This is a genomic window from Streptomyces sp. NPDC101227 (assembly GCF_044767545.1).
Classification (GTDB): Bacteria; Actinomycetota; Actinomycetes; order Streptomycetales; family Streptomycetaceae; genus Streptomyces.
The window spans coordinates 384884-405179 of the sequence record NZ_JBIWOD010000002.1 but is presented as its reverse complement, the minus strand read 5'-3'; the positions used below and the strand labels follow the sequence as shown (position 1 = coordinate 405179).

Below are 20296 nucleotides of genomic sequence, written 5' to 3'. Positions count from 1 at the left end.
ACCGCCCGGACGCCTGCTCCACCCCACACACCGGTGGCCGGCACATCACCGGCCACCCAGGAAGAGGAACTCGTGAAGGTCTCCCGATATCCACTCGCCCTCGTCGCGACGCTCGCCGTGTCGTCGCTCGCGCTGACCGCCTGCGGCGGCTCGGACGGCGACGACGCGGAGCAGAAGGCCCCGCAGAAGTCGACCTCCATCAACATCAAGGCGACCGACCCCGCGAAGCTCAAGCAGGGCGGGACGATGAACTGGGCCATCCAGACGTTCGCCACCCAGTGGAACATCGTCGAGATCGACGGACTCCAGGCCGGCCCGACCGAGGTGATGAAATCCCTCATGCCGAGCTTCTGGACCTCGCAGGCGAACGGCGAGCAGATCCCGAACAAGGCGTTCCTGCTGGACGCCTCGACCAAGACCGTCAAGGGCAAGCAGGTCGTCACCTGGCATCTGAACCCCAAGGCCAAGTGGTCCGACGGCACGCCGATCACCTGGAAGGACATCGCCGCCAACACCCGCGCCCTGAGCGGGCATGACAAGGCGTTCAAGGTGACCTCCACCGTCGGCTTCGACCAGGTGGCGGATGTCAAGAAGGGCAAGGACGACTACGAGGCCGTCATGACCTTCGACAAGCCGTTCGCGGACTGGAAGGGCATGTTCAACTCGGCGGCCAACCAGCCGCTCTACCCGGCGAAGTACGTCTCCGACGCCAAGGGCTTCAACACCGCCTACGTCAACAAGATCCCGGTCACCGGCAACGCCTTCAAGGTGGGCAGCATCGACAAGTCCGCCAAGACGGTCACCGTGGTGGCGGACCCGAAGTGGTGGGGCGACAAGCCCAAGCTGGACAAGATCGTCTTCCATGCGATGGACCAGGCCTCCATGCCGGGCGCCTTCGCCAACGGTGAGGTCGACTACTTCGACATCGGCGGCGACGCCTCTGCATTCAAGCAGGCGTCCAAGGTGGCGGCCGGTGAGATCCGGGAAGCGGGCGGCCCCAACTACCGCCAGTTCACGTTCAACGGCCAGAGCGACAAGCTGAAGGACCCCAAGGTCCGCCACGCGCTCTTCATGGCCACCGACCGCGCGACGATCGCCAAGTCGGACCTCAAGGGCCTGGGCTGGAAGCCGTCCACCCTGGACAACCATCTCCTCGTCGACAACCAGAAGGGGTACCAGAACAACGCGGGCGAGCTCGGTAAGTACGACCCGAAGGCGGCCGGGAAGCTGCTGGACGAGGCGGGCTGGAAGCTCAGCGGCAAGATCCGCAAGAAGGACGGCAAGGAGCTGTCGCTGCGGTTCGTCATCCCGTCCGGCACTCCCGCGTCCACCAACGAGGGCTCGATGCTGACGCAGATGTACCAGCAGATCGGCGTGAAGCTGCAGGTCCAGACGGTGCCGACCAACGACTTCTTCGACAAGTACATCACCCCGGGCGACTTCGACATCACGCCCTACACCCTGCTCGGCACACCGTTCGCCGCGAGCGGATCCACCAACATCTACGCGGCCAAGGGCGGCAACAACACCGCCCGCATCGGCAGCAAGAAGCTGGACGACCTCCTGATCGCGGCCAGCACGAACGCCGCCGACCCGGCCGGCGCGCTCAAGCAGACCAACCAGGCCGACGCGGAGGCCTGGCAGGTCGCGGGCGTTCTGCCGCTCTACCAGCGCCCCGACATCGCGGCCATCAACAAGAAGCTCGCCAACATGGGCGCGCTCGGCATGACCGACCCGGTCTACGAGCGCATCGGGTTCCTCAAGTAGCCAGTTGAGCGGCTGACCCCCGCGCAAAATGGGCCGGACTCGTACGGGACGAGTCCGGCCCTTTTGCGCGGCCGAATCCGCCCAGCGCCGCCGCGCCGTGAGTCGTGCGGTGTGGTGCTGGAGGTCCCGAAGTCCGGCGAACCGGGCGCCCGCGGTATGGCCTGTGTGCCGGCTCTCAGGCCACTGAGCTGAGTCCCCCACGGCCATGGCGCGCGAGGGTCGCGCGGACCCACTTGCCGCCACCGGGATCCACGCCGCAGGTCCAGGACTCGGCGAGCGCCGCGATGATCACCATCCCGCGTCCGCAGTCCTCGTCCCGGCCGGCCGCGCGCTGGACGGGCAGGACCGCGGACGCGTCGTGCACCTCGATGTGCAGCACATCGACTTCCAGCACCAGCCGGAGAGTGATCACGGAATCCGGCCCTCGCTCGCTCCCGCACGCGGCCGGCGGTCGTGCCCCGTGGCAAATGGCGTTGGTGGCCAGCTCGCAGACGATGAGCACGGCCGCTTCGGTGGATTCTTCACTCTCGCCCCACAGCCGCAGCGACTCCGCCGTGAAGGTCCGCGCGTGCCGGGCGGAGGGCAGGACTGCGGGCAACGTGAGCGAGACGGAAGCCATTTCGACATCACAGGGGATGGCGAGATCAGCCACAGCAGTCATTGGATTAACCCTTCAAGCGGGCAAGTGCGTCATCGGCACGGCCATCACATCAGCACGGCCATCAACGTGGCCGCATCCGCATTTTGCTCAAATGAGCACATACAGCTCATATATGCAATTTCCCTTCCATTAAAGATCCGCAGAAAGCAATGTCAACGATTTGCGAGGGCTCATTTCAAAGATGAGCGAATTGCGCTCACACGAGCATCTGACCTTGCTTTTCGTGACTGTGCGCAGTGGACCGACGATGTCCGGTGAGATGCCTGGCCGGGCGATCAACCGCTCATTTCACGGCGCCGAGGGAGAGGCCCTGGACGAGTTTGTCCTGGGCGGCGAATCCGGCGATGAGTACGGGGAGGGAAATGACGGTGGCGGCGGCGCAGACCTTGGCCAGGAAAAGGCCCTGGCTGGTGACGAAGCCGGTCAGGAACACCGGCGCGGTTCCGGCGACGACGCCGGTCAGGACCCGGGCGAAGAGCAGCTCGTTCCAGCTGAAGATGAACGAGATCAGCGCCGTGGCGGCGATGCCGGGCAGCGCGACCGGCGCCACGATCCGGGTCAGGGTGGTGGCCAGTCCCGCGCCGTCGATCGAGGCGGCCTCGAGGATCTCCACCGGGATCTCGGCGAGGAAGGAGCGCATCATCCATACCGCGATCGGCAGATTCATCGAGGTGTAGAGGATGACCAGCAGCCAGATGTTGTCCAGCATCCCGGTGTTCTGCGCGACGAGGTAGACCGGCAGCAGCCCGGCCACCAGCGGCAGCATCTTCGTCGAGAGGAAGAAGAAAAGGACGTCGCTCCACTTACGTACCGGCTTGATGGAGAGGGCGTAGGCGGCGGGAACTGCCAGGGCGAGAACCAGGAGCGTGGAAAACACCGACGCCGTCAGCGAATTGATCAGCGGCGGCCAGGGGCTCACGCCGCTGCCCTCGCCGAAGAATTCGCGGTAGCCGTGCAGGGTCAGGGGTGCGCCGAGGCTGGGCGGGTTGGTCGCCGCGTCCGTCTCGCTGTGCAGCGAGGTGAGCACCATCCAGGCGACGGGCACGAAGAAGAGCAGCGCGCACCACCAGGCCAGCAGGCCCAGGTACGCGTTCCGGCGACGCCGGCGGCGGACGGGCGCGGGCAGCCGGCGCGCGGCCCGCGGCGCGCGGGTCATCGGGTTCCCTCCTCGCGCAGCAGGGACGAGACGGTGCGCAGTGCGAAGGTCGCCACCAGCAGCGAGCACAGCACGACCACGACGCCCTGCGCGGACGCCCGTCCGTAGTCATGGGCCTGGTAAAAGGTCTGATAGATGGTGTACGGGAGGTTGGCGGTGCCGAGGCCGCCGGAGGTGATGGTGAAGACCGCGTCGAAGTTCTGCACGACGTAGATGGTCCCGAGCAGGGCGGCCAGCTCCAGGTAGCGGCGCAGATGCGGCAGGGTCAGATAGCGGAAGATGTCGAAGGGGGAGGCGCCGTCCACCAGGGCGGCCTCGACGGCGTCGGCGGGTCGGCTCTGCAGTCCGGCCAGCAGGATCAGCATCATGAAGGGCGTCCACTGCCAGATCAGCGCCACCTCCACGGCGGCGAGCGGGGTCCTGGTCAGCCAGTCCGGCTGCGGTGGACCGGCGCCGCCGAACAGGCTCCACAGCCAGGTCAGCGTGCCGTTGAGCAGGCCGTAGGAGGGATTGAACAGGGCGTGCTTCCACAGCAGGGCCGCGGCGACCGGCACGATCAGGAAGGGCGTGATGAGCAGCGTCCGGACGATGCCGCGGCCGCGGAAGCCGCGGTTCAGCAGCAGCGCGAGGCCCAGCCCCAGCAGCAGGCTGACCAGCACCACGGTCACGGTCAGCAGCACGGTCGTGGCCACCGAGGCGCGCAGGGCCGGATCGGTGACGACGGCCCGGTAGTTGGCGAGGGCGGCAAAGCCGCGGTTTTCGGGGGCGAGCGCGTTCCAGCGCAGGAAGGAGATCACCACCGTCGCCACGAACGGGAGCTGGGTGACGACGATGAGGAAGACGAGGGCGGGCAGGAGGGGCGCGCGGCGGGCCCGCGCCCCGGCGCGGTCCAGGGCCGTGCGGCGGCGGGCGCGAGGTGCGCCGTTGGGGCCGTGCGGCGAGGCCTCAGTGGCCTTGGTAGGCACGGGCCACCTCTTCCGCCAGTCGCTGGCTGTGGCGGAGTGCGGCGGGCACGCTCTGTTTGCCGGCGATGGCCGAGCTGATCTCGTGGGAGACCTTGGTCCCCAGGTCGGAGAACTCGGGGATGTCCACGAACTGGATGCCGGGTACGGGGCGGGGCTGGACCCCTGGGTCGTCGGGCCGGGCCGAGGTGATGGCCCGTTCGGTCGGACCCGCGAAGGCGCGGGCGGACCGGGTGTATTCCGGGTTGCGGTAGAGGGAGGCCCGCTTGCCGCCGGGCACCTTCGACCAGCCCAGTTCCCGGCCCACCAGCCGCTCGTACCCCTTGCCGGAGGCCCATCGGATGAACTTCCAGGCCGCGTCCTGGTGCGTACCGGCCTTCTGCACGCCCCACGCCCAGGTGTAGAGCCAGCCGGATTCGGCGGTCCGCTCCACCGGCGCCGGTGCGTAGCCGACCTTGCCCGCGACCTTGGAGTCGCCGCTCTCCAGGGATCCGGCGCCGGCGGTCGCGTCGTACCACATGGCGACCTTGCCCTGCTGCATGTCGTTGAGACACTCCGTGTAGCCCGCCTGTGGGGCGCCCGCCTCGCCGTGCTTGCGGATCAGATCGACGTAGAACTGGGTGGCCTTGGTGAACTCCGGGCTGTCCAGCCGCGCTTTCCAGTCCTTGGTGAACCATGTCCCGCCGAAGGTGTTGACGACGGTGGTCAGCGGGGCGATGAGCTGGCCCCAGCCGGGCTGGCCGCGCAGGCAGATCCCCTTCATCCCCTTACGGAATCCGTCCAACTTGGCTGCCATATCAGCGACTTGGTGCCAGGTGGGGCGGGCCGGCATGGTGAGCCCCGCCTCTTTGACGAGGTCCTTGCGGTACATCAGGAACGATGACTCGCCGTAGAACGGCTCCGCGTAGATCTTGCCGTCGGCGGCCGTGAGGGACTTCCGGACCGGCGGCAGGATGTCGCTCTGATCGAACGAGGGGTCCTTGGCGGCACGCGCCCCCAGCTCGGTCAGCCAGCCGTTACGGGCGTAGATCGGCGTCTCGTAGTTGCTGAGACTTGCCACGTCGTACTGCCCGGCCTGGCTGGAGAAGTCCTGGCTCATCTTGTCGCGCAGATCGTCCTCCGGCAGCACGGTGAAATTCACCTTGATGCCGGTCTCCTTGGTGAAGTGCTCGGCGGTCAGCCGCTGGAGGTCCACCATCTGCGGGTTGTTGACCATCAGCACATTGATGGTGTGGCGGCCGGCGTTGCCGACATCGCCGGCGCCCCGGTAGCAGCCGCCGGCCGCCACGACGACGGCCAGGGCCACGGCCGCCGCTCCGGCAGCGCGGCCGGAGCGGCTTCGGCCGCTCGCTCCATGGCGTCCTGCTCTCACGGCTGGCACCTTTCACCCCGCTCCGGGCAACAATGCGGGAATCCTTCCGCACCACGGCCAACGGAGCAAAGACCCCGCGCCCACGGGCGCAGCGCGCGGATGGCGGGCCGTGAATGCCGTCCTCCTAGAGCAGGCTCTCGGCGACCCTGGCGTCGGTGACCAGGCCGTTGAAGAGGCCGGTCTTCAGCGCGGCCGAGGCGGCGGTGGCCCGTTCGATGCCGTCGGCCATGAGGATGACGTCGGGGACCTTGCGCAGTTCGTCGTAGCTGATGGCGATGATCCGTTCCGTGAGCTCGGGGACGATGTCGCGGCCCTCGGCGTCGAGCGGGCGGCCGGCGACCTCGGCGCAGACGCCGCGGCGCCGGTAGTCCTCGCGTTCGGCGTCGCTGAGCGCGTCGTAGACGGTGGAGAGCCCCGGGCCCCAGCCGCCGACCGTGACCACGGCCTTGGTCACGTCGCCGAAGCGGCGGACCGCGTCGACGACGCCGGGCTGCTCGCGCAGCATCCGGGCCGCCGTGGCATCGGGCAGCAGCAGCGGCGCATAGATGGGGTGGACCACGCCCCTGGCTATGGTGGCGGCCCGTCGCACCGCCTCCACGGCGGTCACGTTGACCGGACGCAGCGGGGTGACTCCGCAGAGCTGGACGACCGTGCACCGGGCGAGCGTGGTCAGTTCGAGGCCGACGGCTTCGACCTCGGGGCCCCAGACGAGCCCGAGAACATCGTTGTCGGTGACGATCTCGGCCAGCAGGTCGGCGGTGACCGCACCGAGGCGGCGGGTGGCCTGGACCGTGTCGTCCACGACCTCCTGCCGTGAGTCGATGACGATGGCGTGCCGCAGGCCGTAGCGCGTGCGCAGGGCGTCGGAGAGGGTGGCGTCGAGTTCGGCGGGCAGGCGTATCTCCAGCCGGATCAGGCCGTCGCGGAGGGCGGACTCCAGCGTCCTGGCCACCTTGAACCGGCTGATGCCGAACTCCTCCGCGATCTCCATCTTGGATTTGCCCTCGAGGTAGAACCTCGTCGCCATCGCGGCGGTCTGCACCAGGTATTCCGGGCCGGTGTGGTGGGTGCGCATATCAGCCCTGGCCTTTCCGGGTGCCGCACTCAGTGCTCGAATGAGCACATACGTCTCATATGCACCTTTTCCCCATTAAAGCTCCCTTGAGGGCGCTGTCAACGCCCCCACCGTCTGCCGCTCCGCCCGGTGCGCGACGGCATGCGCACCGTCGTCCGCGCGCGGCTCGGGCGTCTTCATGCACAGCACGAGGACGGCGCTGAGCAGATGCAGGGCGGCATAGATCCCCATGACTCCGCCCATGCCGATCACGCCGATGAACACCGTGCCGATGAGCGGGCCGAAGGCCATGCTCGCGCCGGCGCCCAGCGTGTACGCCGACATGATCTGCCCCTTGCGTTCCGGATCCTGCGAGGTCATGAGCGGCGGCAAGGGGACGTACCCGGCCATGCCGACGCCCAGCGCGCCCGCGGCGATCGCGACGAGCAGGTAGTCGTGGCCCGCGGCCTCGGGTACGTAGTACAGCGCCAGACAGGCGAGCGCCGAGACCACGCCGCCGAGCCAGGCGACGGTCTTGCGCCGGCTCCACCTGTCACCGAGCGCGCCGAAGGTCACGACGCAGGCGAGGTTGCTGACCATCATCACGATCAGCAGCGAGGCCCACTCCTGCGCGCTGAAGCCGATCCGGTCGACGAGGAAGAGCGGCATGAAGACCCACACGCCGAACTGCGAGGTGGTGTTGATGAGCCGGACCAACGCCCCCATGCCGACGCGCGGCTTGGCGAACATGACGGTGAAACAGCCCAGGAAGGTACGCGCCAGGCCGGCCCGCTCCGGCCCCCTGGACAGGCCCTGGAATCCGGTGCGTTCGCGCAGCAGGAGGATGACGACCAGGGCGCCCGAGACGATCATCGCCAGCGATACCCACAGCGTGCGGTAGAAGCCGATCGTGGGCTTGAGGAGCGAGACCAGGGCCGAGCCGATGACGGGGTAGCCCATGGTGAAGCAGAACCAGAACCAGCCGAGCGCCTTGCCGAGCTGGCGCTCCGGGGCGCCCGCCATGATCCAGACCATGAATCCGTAGGCGAACAGCGGATACCCGAAGCCGCGCAGGCCGTAGCTGACCAGGATCAGCGGGTAGGAGTGGGAGGGCACGGCCACCGCGAGCAGAAAGGCGTGCGGTACCGCCCAGCAGACGGCGCCGGCCATCATCACCCGGCGCGGCCCCCACAGATCGCAGAGCCCGCCGGCCAGGAAGGCGCCCACGGCGGCGGTGACCCCGTACACCGTGAAGATGACGCCGACGCTCGCCTCCGCGAAGCCGAGGTCGGTCTTGAAGTACGTGGGCAGATAGCTGGTCTCCACACCGTCGCCGATCATGAAGAGCAGGACGCCGACATAGCCCCATATGAGGGCCCGGGGGATCCCGAGGACGGCGGGGCGGGGCAGCGAGGGATCGCTCTCTTGGGGTGTGCGCAGCACTGCGGGGACCTCCTGAGGGGCCGGGCGTTCGCCCGGAGATGGCCATCAGACTGAACAACCTCACAGAGAATTTCAAGAGCTTCACATAAAGTGTGTGATGTTCTAGGGTGAGAGCACGCCGGCAGACCGCCGCGGAAACGAACGGGGGTGCCCACGTTGAGAGCGAGTCGCGGCTCCGAGGCCGAGGTCGAGGAGCGCCGTCAGGCGGTGCTGCGCCATGTCGCCCAGGAAGGCGAGATACGCATCGCCGAACTCGCCGGGCGCATGCACGTCAGCGTGATGACCATGCACCGGGACCTGGACAACCTCCACGAGCGGCAGCTGCTGCGCAAGGGCCGCGGAGTGGCGACGGCCTTCTCCAACGTCGCCATGGAGAGCGCGCTGCGCTTCCGGGAGAACGCCCAGGTCGAGGTCAAGACCGCCATCGCCGATGCGCTCGTGGCGGAGGTCGCCCCGGGCGACACGGTGCTGATCGACTGCGGCTCCACGCTCTTCCCGCTCGCCCGCCGGCTCGCCACCGTCGACGGGATCCGGGTGATCACCAACTCGCTGCGCATCGCCTACCTCCTGGCGGCGTCGCCCGCCGAGGTGACGCTGCTGGGTGACCGCTTCTACGAGGACTTCGAGTCCTGCGCCGGCCCCGGGACCCGGCGCCAGCTGCAGGACATCCGCGCCACCGTCGCCTTCGTCACCGCCACATCGATAAGCGCCGGCCGGCTCTTCCACCCGGTGCGCGAATACGCGGACAACAAGCAGGCGTATCTCCAGGCGGCCGACCGCGCCGTACTGGCCGTCGACCACAGCAAGTTCGGCCGCACCGCCACCTACCCCTACGGCGACGTCGGCGGCTACGACCTGCTGGTCACCGACTCCGCAACCCCGGAGAGCGAACTGCGCCCCGTCCGCGACCTCGGCGTCGAGGTCCGCACCGTCGAGGTCCGCGCCGACGGCCCCCAGAACTGAGCCGACCCGAGACTCCCCCGCCCCCGAACGCGTCCGCTCGGGCGCATCCCCCTTGAGCGCATCCCCGAGAAAGGCCCCGATCCATGCGTGCTGTCGTCATCCACACCCCCGGGCACTACGAGGTCACCACCGTCGATGACCCCACCCCGGGCCCCGGCGAGGTCATCGTCGCGCCCGCCGCGGTGGGCATCTGCGGCACCGATGTGCACATCGTCCAGGGGGAGTTCGCGCCCACCCCGTATCCGATCGTTCCCGGTCATGAGTTCACCGGCGAGATCGTCGCGCTGGGGGCGGGAGTGAGCGGTCTGCGCACCGGGGAGCGGGTCGCCGTCGACCCGTCGCTGTTCTGCGGCGCCTGCCACTACTGCTCGATCGGGCACGGCAACCTGTGCGAGAACTGGGGCGCGATCGGCGACACCGTGGACGGCGCGATGGCCGAGTACGTCAAGGTGCCGGCCGCCAACTGCTACCGGCTGCCCGAGAACGTCGACGTCGCGCAGGGCACGCTGATCGAGCCGCTGTCCTGCGCGGTACGCGGCTTCGACGTCCTGCCGCGCCGCCTCGGCGATCACTACCTCATCTACGGCGCGGGCACCATGGGCCTGATGATGCTCCAACTCGCCAAGGCCGCCGGTGCGGCGTCCCTCTCGGTCGTCGACATCAACAAGGACCGGCTGGAGATCGCCGAACGGCTCGGTGCGGACGCCACGGGAGCGAGCGCCTCGGCGCTGGACCGGCCGCAGGGCTGGGAGACCGTCATCGACTGCACCGGCGTCATCCCCGTCATCGAGGACGGCCTGACCCGGGTGCGCCGCGGCGGCACCTTCCAGCAGTTCGGCGTCGCGCCCTCGGCCGCCAAGGCGTCGTTCTCGCCGTTCAGCGTCTACAACGACGAGATCACCATCGTCGGGTCGATGGCCGTCCTGCACAGCTTCGGGCGTGCCGTGGACCTGATGGCGAAGGGAGTCATCGACGCCGACACGATGATCACCCACAGCTTCGGACTGGACGAATTCGGCGCCGCCCTGCAGACGTTCCGGGACGGCTCCGGCCGCAAGATCCAGATCCGCCCGCAGGCCTGAACTCCCCTTCCCTCACGTCCCGTTGCACGAAAGCGGAAGCGAAAGACAACGTCATGCCCACAGTTGCCGGGGTGGACTCCTCTACCCAGTCCTGCAAGGTCGTCGTCTGCGACGCCGACACCGGGAAGGTCCTCCACCGGGGCCGCGCCGCCCACCCCGAGGGCACCGAGATCACCCCCGAGGCATGGTGGCGGGCGCTCCGCGAGGCGGACGACGGCCTCCTGGAACACGTCGATGCCCTCGCGGTCGCCGGGCAGCAGCACGGCCTGGTGGCCCTCGACGCGGCCGGGCGGCCGGTGCGCGATGCGCTGCTGTGGAACGACACCCGCGCCGCGCGGGCCGCGGCGGATCTCGTCGAGGAGCTCGGCGGGCCGGAGAAGTGGGCCGAGGCGGTCGGCACCGTACCGGTCGCGGCCATCACCGTCGCCAAGCTGCGCTGGCTGGCCGAGCACGAGCCGCACCACGCGGACCGTACGGACCGGGTGCTGCTGCCGCACGACTGGCTGACCTGGCAGTTGTGCGGCGGCCCCGGTACCCGCGCCGAACCGGTCACCGACCGCGGGGACGCCTCCGGCACGGGCTACTGGTCACCGGCCGAGGGCGCCTACCGCCGCGACCTGCTCGCCCTCGCCTTCGGCGGCCGTACTCCCGAACTGCCCCGTGTGCTCGGCCCGTACGAGGCGGCCGGGCGCACCCCGCACGGCGCCCTGGTGGCAGCCGGGACCGGCGACAACATGGGCGCCGCCCTGGGCCTGGGCCTCCAGCCGGGCGACGTGGTCATCTCCCTGGGCACCAGCGGCACCGCCTTCGCCCTCTCCCCGCACCCCGTGGCCGACCCCACCGGCGCCGTCGCCGGCTTCGCCGACGCCACCGGCCGCTTCCTGCCGCTGGTGTGCACCCTCAACGCCGCCCGGGTGCTCAGCTCCACCGCCCGCATGCTCGGCATCGCACTCGACGACCTCGACCCGCTCGCCCGCCAGGCCGAACCCGGCGCCGGCGGCCTCGTCCTGCTCCCCTATCTGGGCGGCGAACGCACCCCCAACCTCCCCGAGGCCGCCGGGAGTCTGATGGGCATGCGCAAGGCCAACATGCACCCGCCGAACTTCGCCCGCGCGGCCGTCGAGGGCATGCTGTGCAACATGGCCGACGCCCTCGACCGGCTGCGCGCCCAGGGCGTCAGCGCCCGGCGCGTCCTCATCATCGGCGGGGCCGCCAAGGCACCCGTGGTCGGCGAGATCGCCGCCGACGTCTTCGGTACGCCGGTCACCGTGCCCGAACCCGAGGAGTACGTCGCCCTGGGCGCCGCCCGCCAGGCCGCCTGGGCGCTGGCGGGCACCCCCGAGCCGCCGCACTGGCCGCTCGCCACGGCGCGACGGATCCCGGTCCCCGCCGACGGCTCCACCGGCCGACGCATCCGTGCGGCCTACGCGCACGCCCGGTCGACGGTCCACGGGTGAGTCACCGCCGCCGGCCTCGGGCGCGATGAGTTCACCTCGGCACTTGCCCCGGTCCCGGACTTGGTCCAGTCCAAAGTGTTGACGCACTCATGACGAGGGGCCACTCTGTGGGCGATTGGTCTGGACCACTCTCGCTCCTGGGAGGGCATGTGCCATCTCGCAACGTCAGAACTCTCGCCGCCGCAGCCTCGGCGGCATGCCTCGCGCTCGCGGCGGCCGGCACGGCTCTCGCCGCCGGCCACCGCGCCGCCGCCCCGGCCCCGAAAGCCGTGGGCAGCAACTGGTACGCGGCGGCGCCCTATCTCATGCCGCTCGACAACGACCCGCCGGACGCCAGGACGGTGATGGACGCCACCGGCCTCAAGGCCTTCCAGCTCGCCTTCATCCTGGCGCCGAACGGCGGTGGCTGTTCGCCGACTTGGGACGGTACGAGCCCCGTGGGTTCGGACACCGCGGTCGCCGGCGTGATATCCGCGATCCGCGCCAAGGGCGGAGACGTCTCCGCCTCCGTCGGCGGCTACGGCGGCACCAAGCTCGGGCAGAGCTGCGCCACCCCCGAGGCGACGGCCGCCGCGTACCAGCAGGTCGTCGACAAGTACGGCCTCAAGGCGCTCGACTTCGACCTGGAGGAGCCGGAGTACGAGAACGCCGCCGCCATCCACAACGAAATCGGGGCCGCCAAGATCCTTCAGCAGAAGAACCCCGGCATCTACCTCTCCATCACCACCGCAGGAACGGCCGACGGCACCGGCTGGTTCGGCAAGCAGATGCTCAACGAGGCCAAGTCCCAGTCCTTCACCCCGGACAATTTCTCGATCATGCCCTTCGACGGCGGCTTCAACGGGGCCGCTGCGCAGACCGCGGCCCTGACGAACTTCAACTCCCTCCTGCGGTCCACCTTCGGCTGGGACGAGGCCACCGCGTACGCCCACGAGGGCATCTCGCAGATGAACGGCCGCAGCGACACCGGGGAGTACTTCACCCAGGCGGACTTCCAGACCGTGCTGGACTTCGCGACCGGCCACCACATGGCACGCTTCACCAACTGGTCCGTCAACCGCGACCGGCAGTGCTCCCCGCCGGACAACAACGGCAGGACGTCCGGCACCTGCAGCAGCGTTCCGCAGGGCGCGTACGACTTCACCAAGTACTCGGTGAAGTTCGCCGGGGCCACTCCGCCCACCACCCCGCCGCCCACCACACCACCGGGCAACGGCACCTGCACCGCCGCCGCCTACAGCCCCGGCACCGTCTACGTGGGCGGCGACAAGGTCTCGGACAACGGCCACACCTGGCAGGCCAAATGGTGGACCCAGGGCGAGACGCCCTCCACCGGCGGCTCGGGGGTCTGGCAGGACCTGGGCCCCTGCTGATCCCGCAGGAAAGGAGCGGTCCGCCCGGCCGCTGCTCTCCGGATACCCGGGTGCGGCGGGAGTACGAAGTCCCCGCCGCACCCGGGAACGCCACGAACCGCCCCTGCCGTCACACCTCGGACGCCCTTCCCCGGTTAGCTTCGCACCATGACAGCGACTCGGATCATCAGCGAGAACGGCCTCCTGCGCGCACTGCCGATGGCCGCCGCCATCGACGCGCTGCGCGCCGCCCTGCGGAGCGGGACGGACCCCGAGTCCGACCCGCCCCGGACCATCGTGCCCGTGGAACACGGCCAGCTGCTCCTGATGCCCGCGCACCGCAACCGGTACGCGGGGGTCAAGATCGCCACCGTCGCGCCGGACAACCCGGCCGCCGGACTCCCCCGCGTACAGGGCCAGTACCTGCTGTTCGACGCCCCGACACTCGCCCCGCTGGCACTGCTCGACGGGATCGCGCTGACCACCGTGCGCACCGCCGCCGTATCCGCCCTCGCCGCCGACATGCTCGCCGCACCCGACGCCCGACACCTGGTGGTGTTCGGCACCGGACCCCAGGCGCACCGGCACCTGGAGGCGCTGCGCGTGGTCCGGCCCCTCACCCGTGTCACCGTCGTGGGGCGCACTCCCGCGAACGTCGGGCGATTCGTCGAAGCCGCCCGCCGGGACACGGGGCTCGACGTCGGACCCGGCGATCCCTCCGCCGTCGCGACCGCCGACCTCGTCGCCTGCTGCACCACGGCCAGGACTCCGCTGTTCGACGGCACCCTGCTGATGCCGCACGCCACGGTCATGGCGGTCGGATCCCACGAACGCGGCAGCCGCGAGGTCGACAGCGCCACCGTCCGCGGCTGCACGGTCGTGGTCGAGTCCCGGTCCGCCGCCGTACGCGAAGCCGGGGACCTCATCCCGGACCTGGACAGCGGCCACCTCGACCGGGAGTCGCTGGTCCCGCTCGCCGACCTGGCCACCGGAGCCGCGACCGCGGACCCGGCGCGCCCCCGGCTCTTCAAGAGCGTGGGCATGGCGTGGGAAGACCTCGCCGTGGCGGGCGCCGCCTACGAGGCCGCCGAGGAGGAGCACTCGGCCCCGCCCGCGCACGGAGGCTGAGCGGGAGACGAATCCGGGCGGACCGCCCCGATCCGGCCGACGGCGGCCCCGGCCAGGCGTCATGCGATGCTGGGGGCGCCCGGCCGAGGGTGCGCATGGCCTCGGCCGATGCCGAAAATGGGGAGCGTACGGCAGCGTGATAGCAGCGATACGACGGACCGGTACCGGCACCTGGAACCGCTTCGCGGCATCCGACCCCGGGCTGCTGCGGCTGATGGCGGGGCTGCGGACGGTGGGGGCGATCGTGCTCACCCTCGTCGCACTCGCGCTGCTCCACACCGGCGTCACCCTCATGGTCGCGGGCGCGATGGCGGCCATGGTCGCGACGTTCGCCATCAGGGAGAAGGAAGTGCGCGGCCAGGCGGTCACCCTCGCCCTCGGCCTGCCCGTCGCGCTCGCCGCCGTGACGCTGGGGTCCTTGCTCCACAGCAAGGTCATCGCCGGCGACCTGTTCTTCCTCGCCCTGATCTTCGGCGCCGTCTACGCCCGCCGCTTCGGCGACCGCGGCATGGCGCTGGGACTGATCGGCTTTCAGGTCTACTTCATCTCGCTGTTCGTCCACGCCACCGTGCCGGCCCTGCCGGAGCTGTTCGTGACCCTGGCCATCGCGTTCGCGTGCAGCGCGGTCGTACGGTTCGCCCTCGTTCCCGACACGCCCGAACGCACCCTGAGCCGACTGCGGGAGGCCTTCCGGGCGCGCCTCGCGCAGCTGGTGGCCACCCATCTGGAGCTCGTGGACGCCGGGCCGAAGCAACTGGACAACGTCCTCGACGACCTGCGGCGGCACACCTCCCGGCTGCACGAAGCGGCGCTGATGATCCAGGGGCGCCTGGAGGAGGGAACCCGTGACGCGACCACCGCGGGGCTGCTGCAGCGCCGGGTCGCGGACGCCGAGATCGCCGCCGAACGGCTGGGGATGACGCTGCTCAACGCCCGCAGCGCGGAGCGCACCGACACCCTCACCATGCATCTGCCACATGCGACCGTGCCGGCCACGGCGAACCGTATGCAGGCCGAGGGCGATGCCCTGACCACGCTGCGCCGGGACCTCGAAGCGCTCCATCTGCTGGTCGCCCGGCGGGCACCGGATGACCGCGGCACCGCGCTCGCCCACGTACGGAACAGGCTGCTCGGCTATCGCGACGAGGACAACCTGCCGCGCGCCTCGCCCGCCGTTCAGGACGCCTTCCGCGGTCTCGGTGAGGCCGCACGCGCCGTCCTGGGCCTGCGGCTGGCGCTGGACGGGCCGCAGGACGAGTCCGATGACACCTCGGCCACCACCCGCTCGCGGGAGGAGTTCGACGCCGAGGACCTCGCGATCGTCGGAGCGGAGGAGAGCGAGGACGACCGCACCGGGCTCCAGCGGCCCACCACCCGGGCCGCGTTCCAGGTCGCGGTGGGCTCCGCGCTGGCCATCGTCGGTGGCGAGTTCCTCTCCAGCCAGCGCTGGTACTGGGCGGTCCTGACCTGCTGGGTGGTGTTCCTCAACACCGCTTCCACGGGCGAGATCCTGGTCAAGGGCTACCGCAGGCTGCTGGGGACGGCGCTCGGCGTGGTCGCCGGTGTCGGGCTCGCCGGCCTGGTGGGCAATCACACCTGGACCGCGTTCGCCCTGGTCCTGCTCTGCGTCTTCGGGATGTTCTTCACCGCGCCGCTGTCGTACGCGCTGATGTCCTTCTTCGTCACCGCGATGCTCGGCCTGCTCTACACGCTCCTCAACACCTACAGCCTGGCCACGCTGGTGCTGCGCATCGAGGAAACGGCACTGGGCGCGGCCTGCGGGATCGTCGCCGCGGTGGTGGTGCTGCCGGTGCACACGGACCGCCGTACGGACGAACACCTGGGCACCGTTCTGGTGCGGTTGCGCGAGGCGGTGTCCGCGGCCGTGGAGCAGCTCAGCGGCGGCCCGGCCGTCGACCTGCTGAGCCAGGCGCGTGACCTGGACACCGCGCTGAACGATCTGCGCGACTCCACCCAGCCGTTGATGCATCCCATCACGCCGCTGCGCGTACGCCGGCAGACCGCCCGCTATCTGGTGGCGCTGCTGGAGACCTGCGCCTATCACGCCCGTTCCCTGGCGGCGACGGCCGAACTCCTGCCGTCCAGCAAGACGGTGGCGGCCGACCCCAGGCTCGAACGCGTCGGCGGGCGCATCGCACGCAACATCGACCTCATCGTCGCGCGCGTACAGGACGAAGACGCCGAGGGCGAAGTCGCGGCCGGCGCCAGCATCGCCTCGATGCTGGAAGCGGGCGGCTCCCCGGGGGCGCAGTCGGGCACCGTCACCTTCCGCGTGCTGCGGCACCTCCAGCGGCTCGACGAGGGCGTGGTGGGTATCGCGCGCGCCCTCGAGGTGCCGGTGGCGGGGCGCGGCGGGCGGAAGAACGGCTGACGGCGGCCGTCGGCCCCGCCCCCGTCGCGGCGGCCGGGCGCCCTACGGCGTCATGTCCAGCGTTCCCCGCTGGTGCGGAATGGCGATCTCGTCGGACTGTTGCAGCGCCACGGTCCGCGTCGGCGCGGGAATGCGGATGCCCTCGGCCCGATAGCGCTGGTGCAGGCGCTTGATGAACTCGTGCTTGATCCGGTACTGGTCGCTGAACTCGCCGACTCCCAGGATCACCGTGAAGCCGATCCTGGAGTCTCCGAAGGTGTGGAAGCGGACGGCCGGTTCATGGTCGGGGAGGGCGCCGCTGATATCGGTCATCACGCTTGCGACGACCTCGGTGGTGACCCGCTCGACGTGTTCGAGATCGCTGTCGTAGCCCACTCCGACCTGTACCAGGATCGACAGCTGCTGTTCCGGCCGGGTGAAGTTGGTCATGTTGGTACCGGCCAGCTGGGCGTTGGGGATGATCACCAGGTTGTTCGAGAGCTGGCGCACCACGGTGTTCCGCCAGTTGATGTCGACGACATAGCCCTCCTCGCCGCTGCTGAGCCGGATGTAGTCACCGGGCTGCACCGTCTTGGAGGCGAGGACGTGCACGCCCGCGAAGAGATTGGCGAGGGTGTCCTGCAGCGCCAGGGCGACCGCGAGGCCGCCCACACCGAGTGCGGTGAGCAGCGGGGCTATGGAGATGCCCAGGGTCTGCAGTACGACGAGAAAGCCCAGCGCCAGCACGACGATGCGCGTGATGTTGGCAAAGATGGTGGCCGATCCCGCCACGCCGGATCTGGACTGCGCGAGGGACTTCACCAGGCCGGTGATCACGCGGGCCGCGGTGAGCGTGCCCACCAGGATGAGCAGTACGGTCAGCGTCCGGTTGACGTTGCGTCCGACCGTCGCGGTGAACGGCAGCGCCGCGGTGGCCGCCGCCAGGCCGCCGCATATCGCGGCCCACGGCACCACGGACCGCAGCGCATCCACGATGACGTCGTCGCCGCTCCAGCGCGTCCTGCGCGCGTGCTTCCCCAGCCACCGCAGGGCCACTCGCAACAGCAGGCCTGCCGCGATGCCGGCGGCCAGCGCGGCCCCGGCGACGATGATGTCGTGCAGTGTGAGCGTGCGGTTCACCGGCCGGCTCCCACGGCCCGGATAAACGGTACTGCTGAGCGCCGGAAGTGAAGTTTCGTCACCTTGCCACCTGCTTGTCTCTAGGGCTGCGAATGCGCCGAGACATCCGTGGACGCCCCGACACGAGCTGCCATCCTGCCGCACGCGGCCCGGCACACCGCAGGTGCCCCAGGGAGGAGCACCTGTCAGATTCCCTGTGCAGGTGGAGAGTTCAGTGCCGGGCGCGTGACTTCTCCATCGTCGCCCTTGGCAATCCCCTCCGCCACCCCCACACCGACAGGCAATGCAACCCGACTTTCGCACTACACGATTATCGCAATGTTCCGTGAATCAGGAGCGTACGGCGGAACCCGGCCGACCGGCCCGCCGGATTGCCGCTGTCCCGTTGCCCGTTACGGCGCGCCGGCCATACGGGAGGCGCACGGGACGGATTAATCGGCCCTGCACGCGCCGGAGTGCGGAAGTGCTGCGGATAACCCGATGCACGCCGATTTACATGAAAGGGAATGGTTAGGCGTAGGGGTGAGAGAACTGCCATGCATCGCGGGATTTGTGGTCTTCCGGCGCCATAATGACCTTGAGCGTGAGGAGGTGGCGAGTGGGCCGCCCCACTCCCCGAAGCATCTGAGCTTTCCGCCCTTCCGGCATTTCTCATCCCCCGAAGAATCACGGAAGAGCGTGAACGGCGGCAGCCGCGCCAGGGTGCCCCTCGGGTCACCCGCACTGCCGCGGAAATGGCAACAGAACACACCGCGAACACAACAGGAGTAGAGATGGACAATCGCAGGGCTGGAACCGTACAAGCAGTCAGCGAAGGGCGCCAGGAGGCCGTCATCCGGGCGGACGAAGACGGCGCCGATATTCTGGCGCCGTACGCGGAATTGCGGGATTCCAACGGGGACCCGTCGTACCTCAGGACGGGTGAACGAGTGACGTACACACGAGAGGAGCAACCGCGCGGACCGATCGCGCGTGATATTCGCCGGTAACGGCGGGGGAAAAGGTGTTGCTCCCGAGCTCTGGGCACCACGAGATATCGGCGAGCCGCGTTCATCCCGGTTCCGCGTCCCTCAGGTGGCGCTGTGGGGATGGCCGGCCGTCGCCGAGCGCGGTGGCCAGGTCTGGGGGGCGAGGATGCCCAGGACGTAGGCGCGCGCGACCAGGGCGCAGCGGGTCGGGGCGTCCAGCAGGTCCCGCAGGCGGCTGAGGTGGTAGTCGACGGTCTGCCGTGAAAGGTGGAGCGAGGCCGCGATCTCGGCGTTGCTGCGGCCGGCCGCCAGCAGGGCCAGGATGCGGACCTGAGCGGCCGTCAAGGGCGGATAGACCTCATGGGCGAGGCTCTGGTGGGTGACCAGCGCCCAGACGCTGGTGGCGCGCTCCGCGCTGCGGCCCACCGTGGTGAGGTGCAGCCGGGCGCGGCGCTGCCGGCCGCGGGCGTCGACGAGGACCGCGGACGTCTGGATCCGCCGGCTGCGGCGGCCTATCAGCGCGTGCCAGCCGCGCCGGAGCGCCAAGAGCTCCGGCGCGGGCGCCAGTAAGGTGTCCGCCCGGCGGCCGACGAGGTCCGACAGCCGGGTCCCCAGCAGTTCGGCGGCCGCGGCGCTCGCCTGCAGGATCCGGCCGCCCGCGGAGATCTGCGCGCACGGCAGACCGCTGTGGTCGCGCAGCGCGCACAGGCTCTCCTCGGCCTCCCGGCGTTGCTGCAGCGCTCGGGTGTAGTCGCTGATGTCGATGTAGATCCCGGCCACGCACATCCGGGTGCCTTCGCGTACGGGGAAGCGATGGCCGGCCGCGTGCCCGCTGGTGCCGTCCGCGCGGTGGTAGGTGAGGGTGTGGCGCACCGGTTTGCCGCGTTCGAGCACCTCCTGGTCGAGCGCGAGGACCTGCTCGGCGTCGGCGGGGGCGTCGATGTCGTGCACGTACCTGCCGATGACCCGTGCGCGAGTGGTGCCGTACAGGTGGGCGTAGGCGTGGTTCGCCCAGAGATAGCGTCCGTCGGCGTCCCGTATGAAGGCCGCGGCGGGGGCCAGGTCGGCGAACCAGGACACCGGGAGGTGTGGGAGCAGCGACGTCAGACCGGTTTCGTCCACGACTGCCTCTCTGTGGGAACTGCGCGGGGAGCAGCGCGGGGCTGCGTGGGGCGCGGGGTGCGCCCTCGGCATGCGTATCCCCCCGTGCGACGGCGTATGCCCGGTTCTCGGCCGATCTGGACGGGGTCCGGGCGGGGCCCGGGCGAGCCTGAACGTTGCGTGAACGGTGCCCGAACAGGGTGGGAACACATCATCGCGGGCGCCCGACTCCCATACGGCATCACACAACCTTCACTCTTGATCCACGAAGTCCGCAACTCTGGCATTTGCCTGAGCGGTTGGCGCTCCTCGCGGCCAA

15 protein-coding genes are annotated in these 20296 nt (G+C 69.9%); 7 read left to right on the top strand and 8 right to left on the bottom strand.

Annotated elements, in window-relative coordinates:
* Positions 1–72 precede the first annotated feature (72 nt).
* A complete protein-coding gene (locus ACIRPT_RS05605; protein WP_403822641.1) occupies positions 73–1767 on the top strand; it encodes an ABC transporter family substrate-binding protein in 1695 nt (564 codons plus the stop codon).
* 175 nt (positions 1768–1942) lie between these two features.
* Here the strand turns inward: ACIRPT_RS05605 and ACIRPT_RS05600 are convergent, their stop codons facing one another.
* The 6 genes from ACIRPT_RS05600 to ACIRPT_RS05575 form a co-directional block, all read right to left on the bottom strand.
* Entirely contained in the window at positions 1943–2428 is a 486-nt protein-coding gene (locus tag ACIRPT_RS05600) for an ATP-binding protein (RefSeq protein ID WP_403822639.1), read from the bottom strand.
* Positions 2429–2711: 283 nt separating this feature from the next.
* Positions 2712–3584, bottom strand: coding sequence for a carbohydrate ABC transporter permease (locus tag ACIRPT_RS05595; protein ID WP_403822636.1), 873 nt, complete (start codon positions 3582–3584; stop codon positions 2712–2714).
* Positions 3581–4549 carry a carbohydrate ABC transporter permease gene (locus ACIRPT_RS05590; protein WP_403822633.1) on the bottom strand — a complete coding sequence of 323 codons (969 nt, stop codon included), beginning with the start codon at positions 4547–4549 and terminating at the stop codon, positions 3581–3583. The genes ACIRPT_RS05595 and ACIRPT_RS05590 overlap by 4 nt, the downstream gene beginning before the upstream one ends.
* Positions 4530–5918, bottom strand: a complete 1389-nt coding sequence (locus ACIRPT_RS05585) for an ABC transporter substrate-binding protein (RefSeq protein ID WP_403822630.1) — start codon at positions 5916–5918, stop codon at positions 4530–4532. The genes ACIRPT_RS05590 and ACIRPT_RS05585 overlap by 20 nt, the downstream gene beginning before the upstream one ends.
* A 124-nt stretch (positions 5919–6042) precedes the next feature.
* Positions 6043–6993, bottom strand: coding sequence for a sugar-binding transcriptional regulator (locus ACIRPT_RS05580; RefSeq protein WP_403823387.1), 951 nt, complete (start codon positions 6991–6993; stop codon positions 6043–6045).
* A gap of 75 nt (positions 6994–7068) precedes the next feature.
* Complete coding sequence (locus tag ACIRPT_RS05575) at positions 7069–8415, bottom strand: MFS transporter (protein ID WP_403822627.1); 1347 nt, start codon at positions 8413–8415, stop codon at positions 7069–7071.
* A 156-nt stretch (positions 8416–8571) separates the two neighbouring features.
* On the opposite strand from ACIRPT_RS05575, the gene ACIRPT_RS05570 reads away from it, so the two are divergent.
* From ACIRPT_RS05570 to ACIRPT_RS05545, 6 genes are all read left to right on the top strand, one after another.
* Complete coding sequence (locus tag ACIRPT_RS05570) at positions 8572–9378, top strand: DeoR/GlpR family DNA-binding transcription regulator (protein WP_403822624.1); 807 nt, start codon at positions 8572–8574, stop codon at positions 9376–9378.
* Between the two features lie 83 nt (positions 9379–9461).
* Complete coding sequence (locus tag ACIRPT_RS05565; RefSeq protein ID WP_403822621.1) at positions 9462–10460, top strand: zinc-dependent alcohol dehydrogenase family protein; 999 nt, start codon at positions 9462–9464, stop codon at positions 10458–10460.
* A gap of 53 nt (positions 10461–10513) precedes the next feature.
* Positions 10514–11917 carry a xylulokinase gene (xylB, locus tag ACIRPT_RS05560; protein ID WP_403822618.1) on the top strand — a complete coding sequence of 468 codons (1404 nt, stop codon included), beginning with the start codon at positions 10514–10516 and terminating at the stop codon, positions 11915–11917.
* A 149-nt stretch (positions 11918–12066) separates the two neighbouring features.
* Entirely contained in the window at positions 12067–13290 is a 1224-nt protein-coding gene (locus ACIRPT_RS05555; RefSeq protein ID WP_403822615.1) for a chitinase, read from the top strand.
* Positions 13291–13437: 147 nt separating this feature from the next.
* Entirely contained in the window at positions 13438–14397 is a 960-nt protein-coding gene (locus tag ACIRPT_RS05550; RefSeq protein WP_403822612.1) for an ornithine cyclodeaminase family protein, read from the top strand.
* A 214-nt stretch (positions 14398–14611) separates the two neighbouring features.
* A complete protein-coding gene (locus ACIRPT_RS05545; protein ID WP_403823385.1) occupies positions 14612–16789 on the top strand; it encodes an FUSC family protein in 2178 nt (725 codons plus the stop codon).
* Positions 16790–16831: 42 nt separating this feature from the next.
* On the opposite strand, the gene ACIRPT_RS05540 is transcribed toward ACIRPT_RS05545, so the two are convergent.
* Both ACIRPT_RS05540 and ACIRPT_RS05535 read right to left on the bottom strand, forming a co-directional pair.
* On the bottom strand, positions 16832–17908 hold the full coding sequence (locus tag ACIRPT_RS05540; protein ID WP_403822609.1) for a mechanosensitive ion channel family protein: 1077 nt from the start codon (positions 17906–17908) through the stop codon (positions 16832–16834).
* A 1070-nt stretch (positions 17909–18978) separates the two neighbouring features.
* A complete protein-coding gene (locus tag ACIRPT_RS05535) occupies positions 18979–19998 on the bottom strand; it encodes a helix-turn-helix transcriptional regulator (protein WP_403822606.1) in 1020 nt (339 codons plus the stop codon).
* Between the last annotated feature and the right edge of the window lie 298 nt (positions 19999–20296).

What these genes read in the sequence shown, in the direction of transcription:
- ACIRPT_RS05600 (WP_403822639.1), bottom strand. Translation starts at nt 2,428, where the DNA reads ATGACTGCTGTGGCTGATCTCGCCATCCCCTGTGATGTCGAAATGGCT.
- ACIRPT_RS05595 (WP_403822636.1), bottom strand. Translation starts at nt 3,584, where the DNA reads ATGACCCGCGCGCCGCGGGCCGCGCGCCGGCTGCCCGCGCCCGTCCGC.
- ACIRPT_RS05580 (WP_403823387.1), bottom strand. Translation starts at nt 6,993, where the DNA reads ATGCGCACCCACCACACCGGCCCGGAATACCTGGTGCAGACCGCCGCG.
- ACIRPT_RS05565 (WP_403822621.1), top strand. Translation starts at nt 9,462, where the DNA reads ATGCGTGCTGTCGTCATCCACACCCCCGGGCACTACGAGGTCACCACC.
- xylB (WP_403822618.1), top strand. Translation starts at nt 10,514, where the DNA reads ATGCCCACAGTTGCCGGGGTGGACTCCTCTACCCAGTCCTGCAAGGTC.
- ACIRPT_RS05550 (WP_403822612.1), top strand. Translation starts at nt 13,438, where the DNA reads ATGACAGCGACTCGGATCATCAGCGAGAACGGCCTCCTGCGCGCACTG.
- ACIRPT_RS05545 (WP_403823385.1), top strand. Translation starts at nt 14,612, where the DNA reads ATGGCGGGGCTGCGGACGGTGGGGGCGATCGTGCTCACCCTCGTCGCA.